Source organism: Halobacillus sp. ABA4_118 (genome assembly GCF_056160205.1).
The window spans coordinates 1,443,948-1,460,964 of the sequence record NZ_JBSWWS010000001.1; the positions used below are offsets into that span (position 1 = coordinate 1,443,948).

General features: G+C 46.8%; 15 protein-coding genes. 9 read left to right on the forward strand and 6 right to left on the reverse strand.

The genetic code is table 11. The annotated features are described in order from the left end of the window. Nucleotides 1-83: 83 nt before the first annotated feature. The 9 genes from ACXAGL_RS07015 (at nucleotide 84) to ACXAGL_RS07055 (ending at nucleotide 9,578) form a co-directional block, all read left to right on the forward strand. Entirely contained in the window at nucleotides 84-1,442 is a 1,359-nt protein-coding gene (locus tag ACXAGL_RS07015) for an FAD-dependent oxidoreductase (protein WP_474990616.1), read from the forward strand. A gap of 452 nt (nucleotides 1,443-1,894) precedes the next feature. Further along, nucleotides 1,895-2,644, forward strand: a complete 750-nt coding sequence (locus ACXAGL_RS07020) for a GntR family transcriptional regulator (protein WP_027955922.1) — start codon at nucleotides 1,895-1,897, stop codon at nucleotides 2,642-2,644. Nucleotides 2,645-2,733: 89 nt separating this feature from the next. Then, the gene (locus ACXAGL_RS07025) at nucleotides 2,734-4,473 is read left to right on the forward strand and encodes a class I mannose-6-phosphate isomerase (protein WP_474990619.1); all 1,740 of its coding nucleotides are present in this window, start codon (nucleotides 2,734-2,736) and stop codon (nucleotides 4,471-4,473) included. Between the two features lie 20 nt (nucleotides 4,474-4,493). Then, nucleotides 4,494-4,874 (forward strand): PTS sugar transporter subunit IIA, encoded by a 381-nt coding sequence (locus tag ACXAGL_RS07030; RefSeq protein ID WP_474990621.1) that lies wholly within the window; start codon nucleotides 4,494-4,496, stop codon nucleotides 4,872-4,874. A gap of 21 nt (nucleotides 4,875-4,895) precedes the next feature. Continuing rightward, nucleotides 4,896-5,375, forward strand: coding sequence for a PTS sugar transporter subunit IIB (locus tag ACXAGL_RS07035; protein ID WP_027955920.1), 480 nt, complete (start codon nucleotides 4,896-4,898; stop codon nucleotides 5,373-5,375). Between the two features lie 17 nt (nucleotides 5,376-5,392). Further along, the gene (locus ACXAGL_RS07040; protein WP_027955919.1) at nucleotides 5,393-6,190 is read left to right on the forward strand and encodes a PTS mannose/fructose/sorbose/N-acetylgalactosamine transporter subunit IIC; all 798 of its coding nucleotides are present in this window, start codon (nucleotides 5,393-5,395) and stop codon (nucleotides 6,188-6,190) included. Beyond that, nucleotides 6,191-6,997: a PTS system mannose/fructose/sorbose family transporter subunit IID gene (locus tag ACXAGL_RS07045; RefSeq protein WP_027955918.1), complete on the forward strand. Its 807-nt coding sequence runs from the start codon at nucleotides 6,191-6,193 to the stop codon at nucleotides 6,995-6,997. A gap of 295 nt (nucleotides 6,998-7,292) precedes the next feature. Continuing rightward, nucleotides 7,293-8,636 (forward strand): alanine/glycine:cation symporter family protein, encoded by a 1,344-nt coding sequence (locus tag ACXAGL_RS07050; protein ID WP_474990624.1) that lies wholly within the window; start codon nucleotides 7,293-7,295, stop codon nucleotides 8,634-8,636. A gap of 237 nt (nucleotides 8,637-8,873) precedes the next feature. After that, nucleotides 8,874-9,578 (forward strand): DUF2306 domain-containing protein, encoded by a 705-nt coding sequence (locus ACXAGL_RS07055; protein WP_474990626.1) that lies wholly within the window; start codon nucleotides 8,874-8,876, stop codon nucleotides 9,576-9,578. Between the two features lie 386 nt (nucleotides 9,579-9,964). On the opposite strand, the gene ACXAGL_RS07060 is transcribed toward ACXAGL_RS07055, so the two are convergent. From ACXAGL_RS07060 to yycF, 6 genes are all read right to left on the reverse strand, one after another. Beyond that, nucleotides 9,965-11,191: a S1C family serine protease gene (locus ACXAGL_RS07060; RefSeq protein ID WP_474990628.1), complete on the reverse strand. Its 1,227-nt coding sequence runs from the start codon at nucleotides 11,189-11,191 to the stop codon at nucleotides 9,965-9,967. Nucleotides 11,192-11,270: 79 nt separating this feature from the next. Continuing rightward, entirely contained in the window at nucleotides 11,271-12,065 is a 795-nt protein-coding gene (locus ACXAGL_RS07065; protein WP_474990630.1) for an MBL fold metallo-hydrolase, read from the reverse strand. 17 nt (nucleotides 12,066-12,082) lie between these two features. Then, nucleotides 12,083-12,994, reverse strand: coding sequence for a two-component system regulatory protein YycI (gene yycI, locus ACXAGL_RS07070; RefSeq protein WP_474990632.1), 912 nt, complete (start codon nucleotides 12,992-12,994; stop codon nucleotides 12,083-12,085). Between the two features lie 19 nt (nucleotides 12,995-13,013). Then, entirely contained in the window at nucleotides 13,014-14,393 is a 1,380-nt protein-coding gene (locus ACXAGL_RS07075) for a YycH family regulatory protein (protein ID WP_474970116.1), read from the reverse strand. Then, nucleotides 14,390-16,237, reverse strand: a complete 1,848-nt coding sequence (gene walK / locus ACXAGL_RS07080) for a cell wall metabolism sensor histidine kinase WalK (RefSeq protein WP_474990634.1) — start codon at nucleotides 16,235-16,237, stop codon at nucleotides 14,390-14,392. The genes ACXAGL_RS07075 and walK overlap by 4 nt, the downstream gene beginning before the upstream one ends. Before the next feature lie 4 nt (nucleotides 16,238-16,241). Continuing rightward, nucleotides 16,242-16,946 carry a response regulator YycF gene (yycF, locus tag ACXAGL_RS07085; RefSeq protein ID WP_027955909.1) on the reverse strand — a complete coding sequence of 235 codons (705 nt, stop codon included), beginning with the start codon at nucleotides 16,944-16,946 and terminating at the stop codon, nucleotides 16,242-16,244. Nucleotides 16,947-17,017: the final 71 nt, after the last annotated feature.

Consider the following 17,017-nt stretch of genomic DNA (forward strand, 5'->3'; position numbering starts at 1 on the left):
TATTCTCTTGCGATCCGTCTTATAATACAATCATAGTTAACATGTGAAACATTTCACATGAACGTTTAAGGAGGATCTATTCCATGAAAATTGCAGTAATTGGAAGTACCCACGCAGGAACCGCTGCGGTGACGAATATGGCAAACATGTATCCTGAAGCTCAGATTACCGTTTATGAACGAAACGATAACGTCTCCTTTCTATCCTGCGGACTCGCTCTCTATGTCGGCGGAGTCGTCGAAGACCCACAGGGACTCTTTTATTCTTCTCCGGAGGAGCTGCAGAAGCTCGGCGTTACCATCCGGATGCAGCACGACGTGAAAGACATTGATGCTGAAACGAAAACGATCTATGCCGAGAATCTTGTGACCGGTGAACACCTCACCGATTCGTATGATAAATTAGTGATCACGACCGGTTCATGGCCGGTGACACCGCCGATTGAAGGCATCGATCTTGAGAACATCCTGCTTGCGAAAAACTACAACCAGGCGAATACCATCATTGAACGGGCGGAACACGCCGAAAAAGTGACTGTCGTTGGAGCTGGTTATATCGGTGTCGAGCTTGTTGAAGCCTTTGAAAAAGCAGGCAAAGAGGTGACATTGATTGATGGTGCCGACCGGATTTTGAACAAATATCTGGATGAGGCATTCACGTCCATCGTCGAAGAGGACTTCATAAACCGCGGCATGACGTTAGCGATGAATGAAACCGTCCAGCGGTTTGAAGGCAGCGACGGCCAGGTCGGGCGTGTGATCACGAACAGCGGAAGCTATGAGACCGATCTTGTCATCATGTGTGTCGGGTTCCGTCCGAACACCGATCTTGTCAAAGGAATCGTCGACATGCTCGATAACGGTGCAATCATCGTCAATGAATATATGCAGACGAGCCACCCTGATATCTTCGCAGCAGGAGACTGCTGTGCCGTGACGTACAACCCGACTGGAAAACATGCCTATATCCCGCTCGCAACGAACGCGGTCCGTATGGGAACACTCGCCGCCCGTAACATCATGGAGCCGGTCATGCCCCACGGAGGCACCCAGGGTACATCCGGGCTGCACATTTACGACTACAACATGGCATCCACAGGGCTGACAGAAACATCTGCTCAACTTTTAGATGTTCATGTGAAAAGTTTCACAATAGAAGATACTCACCGCCCGGCGTTCATGCCGACAGCGGAAAATGTGAAGCTGAAAGTGACGATCGATCCGGAAACAAGGAAGATTCTCGGCGCCCAGGTGCTGTCCAAAGCCGATGTGACGCAGTCCATCAATACGATGAGCGTCTGCATTCAGGCCGGGATGACGATCGACCAGCTTGCTTACGTCGATTTCTTTTTCCAGCCGCACTTCAACCAGCCGTGGAACTTCTTGAACAAGGCGGGACTTGAAGCGCAGCAGGATTACAACCGGACACCAGCCCTTGTCTAATAAACGAAAACCCCCGTGCCCATTCACGGGGGTTTTGTTCATTTTTTCTTACAGCCTTTCTGCCGGTTCGTCAACGTCCGGCGCAGATGATGACCGAGTTCATCCAGAGGGATATTGTCATTCATGTACGGATCGCGCTCATATAACTCCACAAATTCACGTTCTGCAGCTGACGTACGCTCACCTGACCGGAATGAAATGACATCTGCGATCAGAGCCCACCTCCAAGTGTGTTGTAGTCTCCGTATACCCGCAAACCTTCCATTTCCAACCAGTAAATCGGCTGGGTCAGCCTATCCATATAGGGCTTCTCTTACGAATGCACCCTCTCTCTTTTAATCTTTGAATATGTAAAAACATGGTTTTAGAACCTTTGTAGGTTTTATTTACTTTTAGATTCGGTTATCATATTGACATAACAATATGATCTTAAAATACAAAGGAGCCTTTCTATGAACATACAATTAAATTCAGGTAAGGATGCACCCCCTCTCTATATACAAGTGAAAAATGACCTTAAGAACAAAATCGATCAGGGATATTGGAAGCCCGGCGACAAAATCACATCAGAACTGGAACTATGTGACGTATATAATGTAAGCAGAACAACCGTACGTGATGCCATAAATGAGTTAGTCTGGGAAAATTATTTAATTCGGAAACGTGCCAGAGGGACTTTCGTTCTCGATTATAAAGAGCGCAGTATAGATAAAGATTATTATACTTACGTGAAGAGTTATACGTATGAGCTTAATGAATTAGGTAAGGAAGCCAAAACCTATCAAGTATCTGTACAAAAGAAAGAAGCAGACAAAAAAGTGGCAGAAAATCTCAACCTGCTCCCGGGTAATGACGTGATCGAACTCTTAAGAGTGCGTGGGAGCGAAAATATGCATCCGGTATTCTTTAAAACCTACTGGAAATTTGAGGACCACTTCTCTACGAATTCAGAAGACTACTACGGGTCTTTCTATGAGCTGTTAAATGAAAAGGGCATTGTTTTAGAAAATATTCAGGAATATTTAGAAGCTGTTCTTCCAAGTGAAGAAGTGGCAGCGAAACTGAATATCAGCTTAGAAACACCCGTGTTAAAAAGAGTCCGCCTCGCGAGAAATGCCGATAACACGTTCACAGAATACACGGAATGCTTTTACGTTGGTGAAGATTATCGTTATTACGTGGAACTAAACAAAACCAAATAAAAAAATTGCCATTGTCATAACATTATGATATATTCTACTTAATCAATTGTCATAACAATACAACAATTGATAGGTGAAGGAGGATTTACGTGAAAAATTATGACAAAAGCCCGGAAATTTTAATCCGCTCCACTAATGATGGAGCGTGGCAAGGATACGGGGAGATTACTCAAGCAATTTTGAAAGCGATTACTAATATGGGCAGAACTGTACTGACCATCGATTGCTATCCTGGCGTGGACTACGAAGAGTTGGTGGAGTCTTTCATTAATCCTTTAAACCCAGATCATATCGTGCACTCAGATGAATTGACTTCGACAAACGAAGAAATTCAGCAATTGATTGAACAGAACCTTACAGATGACCGGGTGTTCGGAGTTAAAAGCCATCATGAATTGAAAGATTTCTTTAATCAACAGCAATTGGAAAAAGCGCGCGTTGAGATCGATCGCAAGGATGGACTTATTGTCGTGTATGGTGTAGGAGCTCAGTTAGTCCATGAACCCGATCTATTGGTCTATGCGGATTTAACGAGATGGGAAATTCAAAGAAGGTTCAGTCAGGAACGGATGCCGAACTGGAAAGCAGAGAACAAAGATGAAGATATTTTGAAGAAATACAAGAGGGGTTACTTTGTTGAATGGAGAATAGCCGATAAGCATAAGAAGAAGTTATTTCATAACATCGATTTTTTACTCGACACGAATGTGAAAGCAACTCCGAAAATGGTTACAGGAGAAAATTTCCTGGAAGGGATGAAGAAAGTAACAAAGCAGCCATTCCGATTAGTTCCTTATTTCGCACCAGGCGTGTGGGGAGGTCAGTGGATGAAAGAGAAATTCGAACTTGACCCTTCGGAGGATAATTATGCCTGGAGCTTTGATGGTGTTCCTGAAGAGAACAGCGTGCAGCTGACATATGGAGACGTAAAACTTTCCATACCTTCTATGAATGTCGTGTTTATGCATCCGCGGGAGCTGCTGGGTGAAAGAGTCCATGCCAGGTTTGGTGATGAATTCCCTATCCGCTTTGATTTTCTAGATACTATGGGAGGACAGAATTTAAGCCTCCAAGTCCACCCTCTCACAGAATATATACAAGATAAATTCGGAATGCATTACACGCAGGATGAAAGTTACTATATGCTGGATGCCAAGGAAAACGCCAAGGTTTATCTTGGATTAAAAAACAATGTGGACAAGGAAGAAATGCTGCAGGACCTCTACACGGCTAATAATGGTGGAAAAGCTTTTCCTGACGAGAAATACATTAATCAGTATCCAGCTAAGAAGCATGATCATTTCCTCATCCCGGCAGGAACGATTCACTGCTCCGGTACGGACTCTATGGTTTTAGAAATAAGTGCCACTCCATATATCTTCACTTTTAAACTATGGGATTGGGGCCGGTTGGGATTGGATGGACTTCCAAGACCTGTGCACCTTGAACACGGGAAGGAAGTAATTCAGTGGGATCGTGACACGACATGGGTGGAAGAGAACTTAATCAACCAAATAGAAACCATCCATACAGGCGATGGATGGATAGAAGAAAGAACCGGATTACATGAAAGAGAATTCATCGAAACAAGAAGACATTGGTTCTCCAAAAAAGTGCATCATACTACAGGATCCAGTGTAAACGTCCTGAACTTAGTAGAAGGAGACGAGGCGATTATTGAAAGTCCCGATCATTTATTTGAACCTTTTGTCGTCCATTATGCGGAAACATTCATAATTCCACAATCTGTTCCAGAATACACCATCCGCCCTTATGGTGCAGCGGAAGGTAAAACATTGGCAACCATTAAAGCAAGTGTACGGACCTGATAAAAGAAAGGAGATATTATATGTTATCCATAGTAATCGCAACCCACGGCCAATTAAGTTATGGATTGAAAAACTCATTTGAAATGATTATAGGGGAGTCACAACATGTGTATCCCGTGTCTTTAGAGGAAGGAATCGATTCCTTTACAAGTTCTACAGAGAAACTTATAGAAGATTTATTGAAAGAGTATGAAGGGATCTTAGTGCTCACTGACCTTAAAGGAGGAACACCTTATAATGTTTCGCTGAAACAATCGTTCATCCTCGAAGATAAAGTAAAGGTTATAGCCGGTGTGAATTTACCTATGATCATCGAAACTTCCTTGATTTTAGAAAGCAGCGATTTACCATCCCTCACTCAAAAGGCGGTTGAATTTGGACAAGAAGCCATAACTGATTAATTTATATAGGAGGTTTTTCATATGCCAATCAGCTTCGTAAGAATAGATGATCGAGTCATTCATGGTCAAATTGTTACCCGGTGGACCCGTTGGAAAGACTGCCACGGCATCCTTGTCATTGACGATCAAATAGCACAGGATCCTATGCAGAAGAAAATATTCAGTAACGCCGTTCCCAAATCCATAAAGATTGGAATTTATACAATGGATGAAGGCGTTGAGAAGATCAACAAAGCCAAAGGGGCTAAAAACAGCTATTTTGTTATAGTAAAATCCCCCCTTACATTACAAAGACTTATAGAAAAAGGCGCAGATTTCGGTCATGCAATTAATGTAGGACCCATGAGTGCACGAGAAAACACCGAATATATCGGAAAAAATGTTTCTATCACTCCAGATGAACGCCAGGCTTTTGACTATTTAGACAGTAATGATATCGACATTTCCTTTCAATTAGTTCCGGAAGAAAATGTTTATAAATGGAAGGACATCCAAAGTTAATCTAAAGGGGTGACGGGATGGATATTATATTAATGATTCAAGCATTAGCCATAGGGATCTTCTGCTACCTTGGATCCGTATCATCTCCTTGGCTTCTTGGTGTCACTGGTGGTTATTACACTATTGGCCGGCCGCTTGTAGCAGGTTTAATCATCGGGATTATTCTAGGGGATGTTACAACTGGAATTATTTTAGGGGTGGCTGTCCAGGCAGCATTCATAGCAACAATCTCCACAGGGGGTACGCAGAACCAGGAAATCACCTATGCAGCCTATGGCGGTATTGCGTTAGGGATTCTTGCAGAGGCCTCCACAGGGGTCACAGTAACTTTGTCTGTTGGAATTGGAGTCCTGGGTCTTTTTTTACACAATCTAATGATGGTATTGAACTCCGGCTGGAATAGACGAGCAGAGAATGCCGCTAAAAAAGGAGATGCCCAGGGGATTGCCAGGAACAACGGGATATATCCTCAGATTGTTAACTTTCTGCTGAGAGTCATTCCTATCGGTCTTGCGGTTTATTTAGGAGAAGGGTTTGTAAAAGCGTTCCTTGATTTTGTTCCGGACAAAGTGACTCACATGATGGATGTATTAGGAGGCTTGCTGCCCGCTTTAGGGATCGCATTGCTGATGAATCTTTTAATCCGTGAAAAATCTCACTTTATATTCTTCGTTACAGGATTCGCGTTCATTGTTTTTATTTCCAACAACATGATAGCGCTCACAATATTCTCGCTCCTTATTGCCTATGTGATTTATTTAGTTGCCAGCAACTCAACACCTTCACCAATTTCTGACGATGATGAGGTGATATAAATGCCGAAGTTAACAAAGAAAGACCTGCGGAAGTCATGGTTGAACTGGGCCATGTACAATTTATCTTCTATGAGTTTTGAAAAGCTGGAAGCTCATGGGTTTGCTCATTCTATGATTCCGATTATAAAGAAATTGTATAAAGATGATCCGGAAGAATATCGAAAAGCTTTAGAACGTCACTCTGTTTTTCATAATGTAGAACCACAAGTGGGCAGCGTGATCAATGGGATCACTGCATCTATGGAGGAAGAACGGGCTAACGGAAAAGATATTGATGATGATATATTTGTAAGTGTAAAAACAAGCACTATGGGGCCTTTATCGGGCATTGGTGATTCAACCATTCAAGGAATTTTAATCCCCGTCCTGTTATCCATAGCAATGGCTATATCCTCAAGCGGCAACCCATTAGGTGTACTGCTTTATATGGTTGGATATGTTTCCATAGCTGGATGGCTCTCTTATTTTCTATATATGAGAGGGTATCAATTAGGGGTTAATTCGATAGATACCATCGTAGGTGAAGGGTCGGAAAGATTAAGGGATGCCTTTAACATCTTAGGTATTTTAGTCATTGGAGGCCTCGCCGCTTCTTTTGTAAAATTGAGTACAGCCATTGAAATCCCTAATGGTGAGGAAACACTTGTGTTACAGGAAACCTTAGACAGCTTTTTCCCGGGTTTGTTAGGTTTAATATCCGTCATATTCAGCTGGTATCTGATAGCTAAAAAAAGGATTTCTGCTACAAAAGTATTGTTAATCTTAATTGGAATATCTATTGTCGGGGTCCTATTGGGTATATTTTAATTAAATTAGATCAATCTCACCCAACATCCCTCGGTCAGCTGGAAATTTTTCCAGCTGACTTTTTTGGATTACACACAAGATGCACTTTCAATTGTTTATTAAGGCTGCATGTATCATGTGTCTAAACCCTCCTCTTCCTTTATCCTCTTTTTCAAAAGGTAAAAACAGTCGTTTGGATCAACTGTTTTCATATATAACCTACCTGCCTCAAAATGTCACTTGCTGTGAAACGCTTCCACGTGCGATACTCTTTTTTATGGTTATTCATTAGCGAAAGAAAGAAAGGAAACTCTACGTGGAACAGTTGACGCAGCTTTTTAAAGATATAAACAGTGTTCTCTGGGGGCCGGTTATGCTCATCTTCCTTCTAGGAACGGGAGTATGGCTCACCTTCCAGCTCCGCTTCATCCAGGTGCGCTTTCTTGGTAAAGGATTTAAAATTACCTTCGCACCGCTTTTCAAAAAGGAAAAACAGGAAGGCATCCATTCGTTCAAGGCGCTCGCCACATCGATATCCGCTCAGGTCGGAACCGGAAACCTGGCCGGTGTCGCCACGGCGATTGCTGCCGGTGGACCCGGTGCGATTTTCTGGATGTGGATCAGCTCGTTCTTCGGCATGGCGACGATTTTCGCCGAAGCGGTCCTCGCCCAGCTCTATAAGGTAAAGAAAAATGGATCCGTCCACGGTGGCCCGGCGTATTACATCCGTGACGGCCTTGGCAGCAAATGGCTGGCCGGCTTTTTCGCTGTAGCCATCATCATTGCCCTCGGCTTTGTCGGAAACATGGTGCAGTCCAACGCGATCGCTACAGCGATGAATCAGGCGCTTGACTCCACTTCATTCGGTCTCAATCTCGGTCTTGGTATTGTGATTGCTATTTTAATCGGTCTTATTTTATTCGGCGGGATTGACCGGATCTCCACCTTTGCCGGAAATGTCGTCCCCGTCATGGCGCTGTTGTACATCGGCGGAAGCCTCGTCATTATGGTGCAGTACTGGGATCAGGTGCTGCCGACGCTGCAGCTGATCGTGCAGGCTGCGATTAGTCCGGAGGCCGCCGGCGGTGGTGTGCTCGGTGCGACAGTGAAAGAAGCGATCCGTTACGGTATTGCCCGCGGATTGTTCTCGAACGAAGCGGGTATGGGTTCCACCCCGCACGCCCATGCCGTCGCTCAAGTGAAGCGCCCGTCCCACCAAGGGCTTGTCGCCATGGTCGGTGTTTTCATCGATACTGTGATCATCTGTACGATGACCGCCCTCGTCGTCCTTGTAACCGACGCCCATAAAACAGGGCTTGAAGGAAGTGCGATTACGCAGGAAGGGTTTGCCCGCGGACTCGGTGAATTCGGTATTCCGTTTATCGCGATCTGCCTCTTGTTCTTCGCCTTCACGACGATTCTCGGCTGGGCGTTCTTCGGAGAGGTGAACGTGAAGTTCCTGTTCGGGGAAAAAGCCGTACCGGCCTACCGCGCGTTCGTGCTGCTGTTTATTGTAACAGGAGCCGTCGTCCAGGTGGAATTCGTCTGGCAGATGGCCGATACTTTCAACGCATTGATGGTGGTCCCTAACTTGATCGCTGTCCTCGCCTTGACGAAAATCATCAAAAAGACGTGGAACAGCGACCGCCTTCACTCCTAGATAAAACCATCCCAGAAGACCATAGGGGAGGTCACGTGGAGTGTTCGCTGGTGACGCCTGCGGGAACAGCTCCGCTAGAGGAGAAGTACTTTTCCTACAATCTGAAACGGATGTCCTTAAAAAGGGCATCCGTTTTTTTCATCTCCATTTTGTCGTTCCTTTGTAAAAATCGTTAAGAATGCAGGAATTCCCTTCTTACGCTCCGTATAACTGGTAGAGTAGAGAGGAGTGAAAACCATGTCTTTATTTTCAATCATACTCATGCTTCATATTGCCGCAGGGTTTACCGCCCTCACCGTATTCTGGATTCTCCTCGTCACGAAAAAAGGCGGCCGTACCCACCGAAGAATCGGCTGGGTATACGTCTGGGCCATGTATACAGTCGCGGGCAGTGCGCTGTTCATGGGGTTGTACCGCCTGTTTATCGATCAGGAAAGATCATCAGCCGAACAGGCTTTTTCCTTTTTTCTTTTGTTTATCGCCGTCTTGAGTGCAGCGACAGCCTGGATGGGCATCCGTGTCCTCCGCTTCAAACGCCGGATAGACGCTCACCGCAACCCTTATGATTTGGGGATATCCGGTCTGCTCGTCATCATGTCCCTCGTTACTATGGTGGTCGGCTGGATCGATGATTTTGCCCTGCTGAAATTTTTCCCGATCCTGGGCCTCGTGCTCGGATGTGGTCAGCTTTCCTATTGGCTCACCCCTCCCAAAACAAAAATGCACTGGTATTTTGAGCATTACGGAAACTTGATCGGCTGCTCAATCGCCACCATTACGGCTTTTGTCGTTTTTGGTGCTCCAAGATTATTGAATATCTCAAGTGTGAGCATCTGGCTCTGGTTTCTGCCGGCGGCAGTCCTGACTCCTCTGATTTACAGCTTCAATTTCTATTACCGCAGGAAATTCAATCTCCCAAGAGTTAAAAAGTCAGCCTCTTAAACAGGTACTCACGAATGACGTTAGCATTAGACATTTTTTTCACAGAACCGATGGAGAGAACGTTTGAAATTCATACACATGTGGAAAACAGCCACTAACGAAAGCAGTTACCCACAATTGTCCACAGACTTATGCACAAACCTTGTTAATTTTCTGATATTCACAGGCTCCCCTTAGATATAAACAGGTTATACACAGATTTTACCCACATATTCACATGACTGATGGCTATATGGTATCGGAATATATGTTCCCTACCATATATGACAGTTATCCAGAACTCTATGCACAGGCTGTGGATAATCATATGTTGAACAAAAGAGAAGAATGTCGATTCCTGACCATAAAAAGAGTACCTTCACAACGAAGGTACTCTTTTTCATGATTTATTCCTGTGAGCCGAGGGTAATGGATGTTGTCTGCTGCTGTCCATTGCGGTAGTAGGTGATTTCCATCTCTTCGCCAGGATTTTTCTCATTGTACAAATACTTTCTGAGGTCAATGATATCCTCAACTGGTTCGCCATCAAGGGCGGTAATGACATCAAGTGGCTCCAGTCCGGCTTTTGCGGCTGGTGACATCTGCCGGATGCTGCGGATGTAAAGGCCGCCTTCCACGTCCTCAGGAAGGTTCAACGTATTGCCCCATTCAGATGTCGGCACTTCATTCAGGCCATAGGCTTCAATGCCGATATAAGGGCGGTCGACCTGCCCTTTCTGCTCCAGCTCATCAATGATCGGCTTGGCTGAATCGATCGGAATGGCAAAACCGATCCCTTCTACAGAGGACTGGGCAATTTTCATCGAGTTGATTCCGATCAACTGTCCTTCGATATTGATCAACGCCCCTCCACTATTTCCGGGGTTGATGGCAGCGTCGGTCTGGATGACTTCCGCCTGCCAGTCTTCCAGGCCGTCTCCGTTGAAATCCTGCGGAATGGCCCGTTCTTTTCCGCTGATGATGCCCTGCGTGACGGATCCGGCGAAACTCAAGCCGAGCGGGTTCCCGATAGCAATGGCCGGTTCACCGACTTTCAGATCTTCAGAACTGCCAAGCTCGGACACCTGTTCCACTTGATCGCCCGGCATTTTCAGAACAGCGAGATCTGTGAATACATCGCCGCCGATCAATTCGGCTGTAATCCTTGTTTCATCAGCGAGCACGACTTCGATTTCACTGGCGCCTTCAATAACATGGTTGTTCGTTACCACATAAGCGGTCCCGTCTTCCTTTTTATAAATGACACCGGAACCGACGCCTGCCTGCTGAGAGGAATCCTCAGCGCCTTCCTGCCAGAAATTCTCCCTCGTCTGCAGATTGACGACGCCGACAACCGTCGGGGTGACCTGTTCGACGACATCGGTAATCTGTGTCGTTACATCCACAGATACACTCTTCGTATCGCCGGTCAGTCCTTGATTGTCATCCACAAGGCCGCTTTCATCTTCCGGAATCGTCATATCGTATGGAAGCAGCTCGGTCTGGACGAGTGCCGGGAGAGCAAGCAGGACGAGCACAGCACCCAGAACCCCTCCGACGATGGTCGGCATGACCCAGCGCCTGCGGGTTCTTTTCTGCTGTGTCTGGGGTGAATGGTCATCGTAATAACCCACTCCGCTTCACCTTACCTTTCCTTCGTTCCTATGAACTTCAATAGGTATTGTTCCCTTATGTTTAACTAAATCAAACCTTTTAAACCTCAAAAATCGGTGTGGCTCCAGCGGGATCAGTATCATACAGCGCTACCTTCGTCCCCAGCTCGAAACCACGCTCCTCAAGAATGTTGGAAACGGACATCCGGGCTAAGTCCTTCATGTTGTTATCGAGACTCAGATGGGCCAGGTAGATCCGCTTCGTCTGATCGGTGATGATATCCGTCAAGGCAAGCGCGGCATCTTCATTGGAAACGTGCCCGGAATCGCCGAGGATCCGCCGTTTCACATTCCAAGGATACCGTCCCATCCGAAGCATGCTGACATCATGATTGGATTCAAACACATAGGCGTCGGCACCTTCCACTGTCTTTTTGATGCGCTCCGACACGTAGCCGAGGTCGGTGACCAGCGCCACTTTTTTCCCGTCCTGATGGAACGTATAAAACATCGGGTCCGCCGCATCATGGGATACCGCGAAGCTTTCCACATCGATGCCCCCGAATGTCTGCACTTCCTCCATTCCGAAAAGGAACTTCTGGTCCAGAGACAGCTTGCCGATCTGCCCTTCCATCGCCTGCCACGTCTTCTCGTTGGCATAAACAGGCAGGTTGTAGCGGCGCGCCATGATGCCGAGCCCCTTAATATGATCGCTGTGCTCGTGCGTGACGAGGATCCGCGACAGCGATGCGGGGTCGATGTCCACTTGCTCCATCAACCCTTCCATTTTTTTGCCGCTCAAGCCGGCGTCCACCAAAATCCGTTCGTCCCCTGATTCAATAAAAAACGCGTTCCCCGTACTGCCTGAAGCCAGTACACTAAAGCGTAAGGTCATGATGTAAGACACTCCATTTAATTGTTTTCACTTTCTTCGTTCTCCTCTGTCGTACTTTCTAATGGATTTTCCTGCAGATTGTACGTTTGTAACTCTTCTTCGATAAATTCTCCTTCTTCGACATCAATGACGCCGCCCGACAAAGCATAGACAAAGTGGCTGCGTTCTCCATTGACGGTCACTTTCCAGGCAGGGGCAAAGACCTGCTCCCCTTTTTCCTCACTTGGTTCAACAAAAATTTCTGTGTAATACCCGATACTCATCGAGGTCACTTCGTCTCCGCTCTTCAGCATCCCTTGGTTACGGAGATTTCTCATTGCACTGAGGGGCGCTATAACCGCCCCGTCCTGTTCGGAATCAATGATCATTTCCCCTTCATTGAACGCAAGCATCGTCGCTACATAACCGGTAATCTTCCCGTCCTCAATCGAGACGAGCAGGGATCCGCTGTTATTGAAGTAGATCGTCCGGTCGTTGGCTTTCTGGAAAAACAGCGCCGCTCCTTTTTCTTCATTCCATCCCCAGAACGAATACTGGGAATAGAACGGCACGAGCGCCCGGACTTTTTCGATCAAATTATCCTTTGTGACAGGAACCGGCTCGTCCAGTTCGACTTTCAGTACTCGGTTTTCATTCAGCACTTCGACGGTCTGGTTTTCTTCGTCCATATCTTCGATCTGTCCAAGAATTTCATCAGAGAACGTGCTGCCTGAGGACTTGATCGTCGACACTTCCCCCGGCTCCTGCGGGTTGGCGTCATCGGCGATCGTTATGCCATCTTCTTCAAGCTCGGTTTCAATATTTTCTTCAGCTGTTGAAATCTGTCCCAGAACATCCTGCGACTGTTTGGTGATAAACTGCTGCAAGAGGAAAAGGTCGAGAATCAAGAAGCTGAGGATGAACAACAATTTTATCTGGCCCCACTGCATTCGTTATCCCGCCTTCCTCTTAAGGTGCCGCGTCGCCATTCGGCATCGGCTCTTCCTTGAATAATGGTGCCCAGCTTTCGGATTCCGTTTCGATATACCATTCCGGTATCAAGTTGTACGCCAGATTGTTCGTCTGCTCTTCCAACGTGTAGCGAATCCCGATATTTTTGATGCTGTTGAAGTCATACGTGTTGGAATTCTGTACTTGATTAATGACTTCATCGACAGACTGCAGTTCAGCCATGGAATCTGTTTCATACGGCGTCCGTACGAACTTGATCAGCGGCCGGTCGTAGCTTTGGATGTCACTATCCTCATACGTCATGGATATCTGCGCGAACCCTTCTGTAGCCTCGTCTTCCATGACCGGGAATTCATTGAAATACATCCGGTATTTCAGTTCATCCAGCCCGGTGGATAAGGATTCGATCCTGAATTCATTTGTCCAGCCAAGATGACTGTTGATGTCCTGCACACTTTTCGTCAGCAGGTCATATTCGGTCATCCCGGATTCATTGATACTCTTCGTTGTTAAAAATAGAAACTCCATCAGCCGGTCATCCATTTTCTGATCCAGCCTCCGGTCATTCGTTTTCGTCCGTTTGATTCCTTCTCCCGCCTCATAGAAGATGGTGCTGGATGGCGACGGGAACAAATCATTCTGCAGCGGTGTGACCGGCACAGCCGTCGTCTGCAGGACGACCTGAGGCACAGAAATATCATCCTTCGGCAGATAGATATGATTGGCGCCGGTATTCGCGGCGTCGACGGCCGGCATTTCATCGGCAAGACGGACAATTTCCGTCAGGTCGTTCCGATCTTCGAACGCCTTCAGTGCTTTGTCCCCTGCACTCGCATTGACACTTGCCTTCAAGGTGACTTCATCCCCCTGGCTGCCGGCCTGGACGAACCAAAGCTCATAAGTAGAGGAAGAGCGTTCCTCATTTTGGATAAGGAATACCCGTTCAAAATTCTTATTGATATTATCAAGAATGACATTGTTGTTGACGGTAAACAGGTCTTTGATCACTTTTAACGGAAGAGAGGTCGGAAAAATGACTTCTACGCCTTTTTCGATCGTATTCAGATCGATTTCACCGGGTGTTGTATCAAAATTGGATAACGACCATTTTTTGAATTGGTCATTAAAGCTCGTCTTTCCATTCGGTTCAGGAAATGTGAAGTGTCCTTCATTTTCATGATAGACGACCAGTTCAGGAATCAATAACTCGGAAAGATCCTTTTCGGTGCCGAGGCCTTCCAGCTTGTTGTCGGCTGTGCTTCCACCCTCTTCCAACGTTTCCGAAGCCGGCTGGTAACTCCAGAGGGCGACGGTCAACACGAGACTGAAGGCAATCAGAATAACGAGAATGATCGACTTCAACGTTTCTCTATTCATGATTTATCCCTCCGCTTCTGACTCATGAGCGGGAGGGTAAAGTAAACGGTTGTTCCTTTCCCTTCACGGCTTTCCGCCCATATTTTCCCGTGGTGGGCATCAATTATTTCCCGGGCAATTGCAAGACCAAGACCAGTACCGCCCATTTCCCGGGCCCTTGATTTATCTACACGGTAAAAGCGGTCGAAGATTTTATCGACCGTATCCGGAGGCATCCCGATGCCTTCATCGGTAATGCTGACACGCAGCTGTTTCCGCGTTGAAGAGGCTTCAAAGGTAATCCGCCCGCCTTCCGGGGAATACTTGATGGCGTTGGAAATCACATTATCCAACACCTGGGTGATTTTATCCTTATCGATCCATACATGCATCTTTTTCTTCGTCAGGCTGCGGACGAAGTTTACTTTATCATCCTTGTTCATTTCAAAGCGCTCGATAATGCTTTCATAGAAGCTGACGAATTCCACCCGTTCTTTCATAAGGGTCGTTTCTTTATGATCCATTTTCGTCAGCTGGAGCAGATCGTTGACGAGCCGGATCATCCGGTCCGTTTCATTCTGGGTGACATCAAGGAAGCGCGGAGCGATCTCCGGATCCTGCCATGCTCCATCGTTCAGTGCTTCGATGTAGCTGCGCATCGTCGTCAATGGTGTGCGGAGTTCGTGGGAAACATTGGAAACGAATTCGCGGCGCTCCTGCTCGACGCGCTGTTGCTCGGTAACATCACTGATTACCGTGATGAAGCCGTCCATTTCATTGTTTTCATCCTCCACCACCGAGAAGTTCGCTTTCAATAACAGGTGATCATCGTCGTTGCTCAAATCGATAATCATCGAGTTGGTTTCTTCGACTTCGTCCATTTCTTCAATCTGGTCGCTCAAATCGAGCACATCGATGAGCGACTGCCCCTGGATATCCTCAAAGCGCTGGCCGATCAACTTGGAAGCCGGCGCGTTCATTAAAATAATCGCACCCAGCCGGTCCGTGGCAATGACGCCGTCCGACATGTTGGAAAGCACGGAACTCAGCTTCCGCCGCTCTCCTTCGGTAGTCGCCTGAGCCAGCTTCAATTTATCATTCATATCGTTGAACGCATGCCCCAGTTCGCCGATTTCATCATTTCCCCGGACATTGACCTTCTGGGAAAAGTCACCCGTCGCCATAATCTGGGCCTGACGCTTCATTTCCGTCAGCGGCTTCGTAATGGTCCGGGCCACCAAAATCCCGAGCAGAGCCGTTACGACGATGGCTAAGACCGTCCCTTTGGCAAAAATACTGCTGATCTCCTGCATCTGTGTCGAGATTTCATCCCCGTAGATTTCATAATGGAGAAGACCGAGGACTTCCTCGCCCGTTTCATCGGTGATCGGACGCGTGCCTACATACACGCGGTCATTGCTGCCCTCTTCCCGCTTGAACTTCGGTTCGGTCGCCTCACCGATAACCAGCACGTTGGTCAGCTGGTAATCCGTGACCTTTTTTCCGATATCGGATGAATCATCCCGGTTGCCGACCGAGGCGATGATATTGGAGTTGCTGTTCAAAATCTGCAGTTTGCGGGGATTGATGCTCTGCGTTTCTTCTATAAAGTCACTGATCAGCCCCTGCACTTCATCCTCCAGTGTCGGGCTGTCTTCGTCCCGTTCGGCGTTAAACGCATTCTGCAGGCTGAAAGTCAGGGAGTTCAGCTGGTTATCGATGGAACTGGTGAAATTGCTTGTCAGCTGATTATCAAGCTGACTAACAAAATAGGCCCCAATCACTTGGATGCCTAATAATAAAAGCAGTATATAAACAACAATCAGCTTCAGCCGAACCGACTGAAAGAAACCCACTTTCTTCATAAAGTCAGTCCTGCTCTGGATTTCTCAAATAGTAGCCGACCCCTCGTCGTGTCACGATCCACATCGGGTTACTCGGGTTCTCCTCAATTTTTTCACGGAGACGGCGGACAGTCACATCAACGGTACGGACATCACCGTAGTAATCGTAGCCCCATACGGTTTCAAGCAGGTGTTCACGCGTCATCACCTGTCCGATATGGCGGGCTAAGTAGTGAAGCAGCTCGAATTCACGATGGGTAAGCTCGATATATGTCCCATCACGCGTCACCGTATAAGCATCCGGATGGATCGCCAGGCGGCCGATTTCAATATCCTTCGTCTGCTGGGAGGAATCCTCAGGCTCCTGCTGCTGGCGGCGCAGGTTTGCTTTGACACGGGCAATCAGTTCACGGTTGCTGAACGGTTTCGTTACATAATCATCCGCACCCATTTCCAGTCCGAGCACTTTATCAATTTCAGCGTCTTTAGCCGTCAGCATGATGATCGGCATATTGTGGCGCTTACGCACTTCCCGGCACACTTCATTGCCATCTTTATTCGGAAGCATAATATCAAGCAGTATCAGTTCCGGCTCTTCCTCATCCGCTTTAGCAATCGCTTCGTCCCCATCATAGGCACACACGACTTCATAGCCTTCCTTTTCAAGGTTGAACTTCAATATATCAGCAATTGGTTTTTCATCGTCTACAACTAAGATCTTTTGAGCCATCTTGTCTCATCCCTTTCATCGACTTCTGTTCTTTCCCTCATTTTAACTTATTTCCTGCCAAATGTCTTATT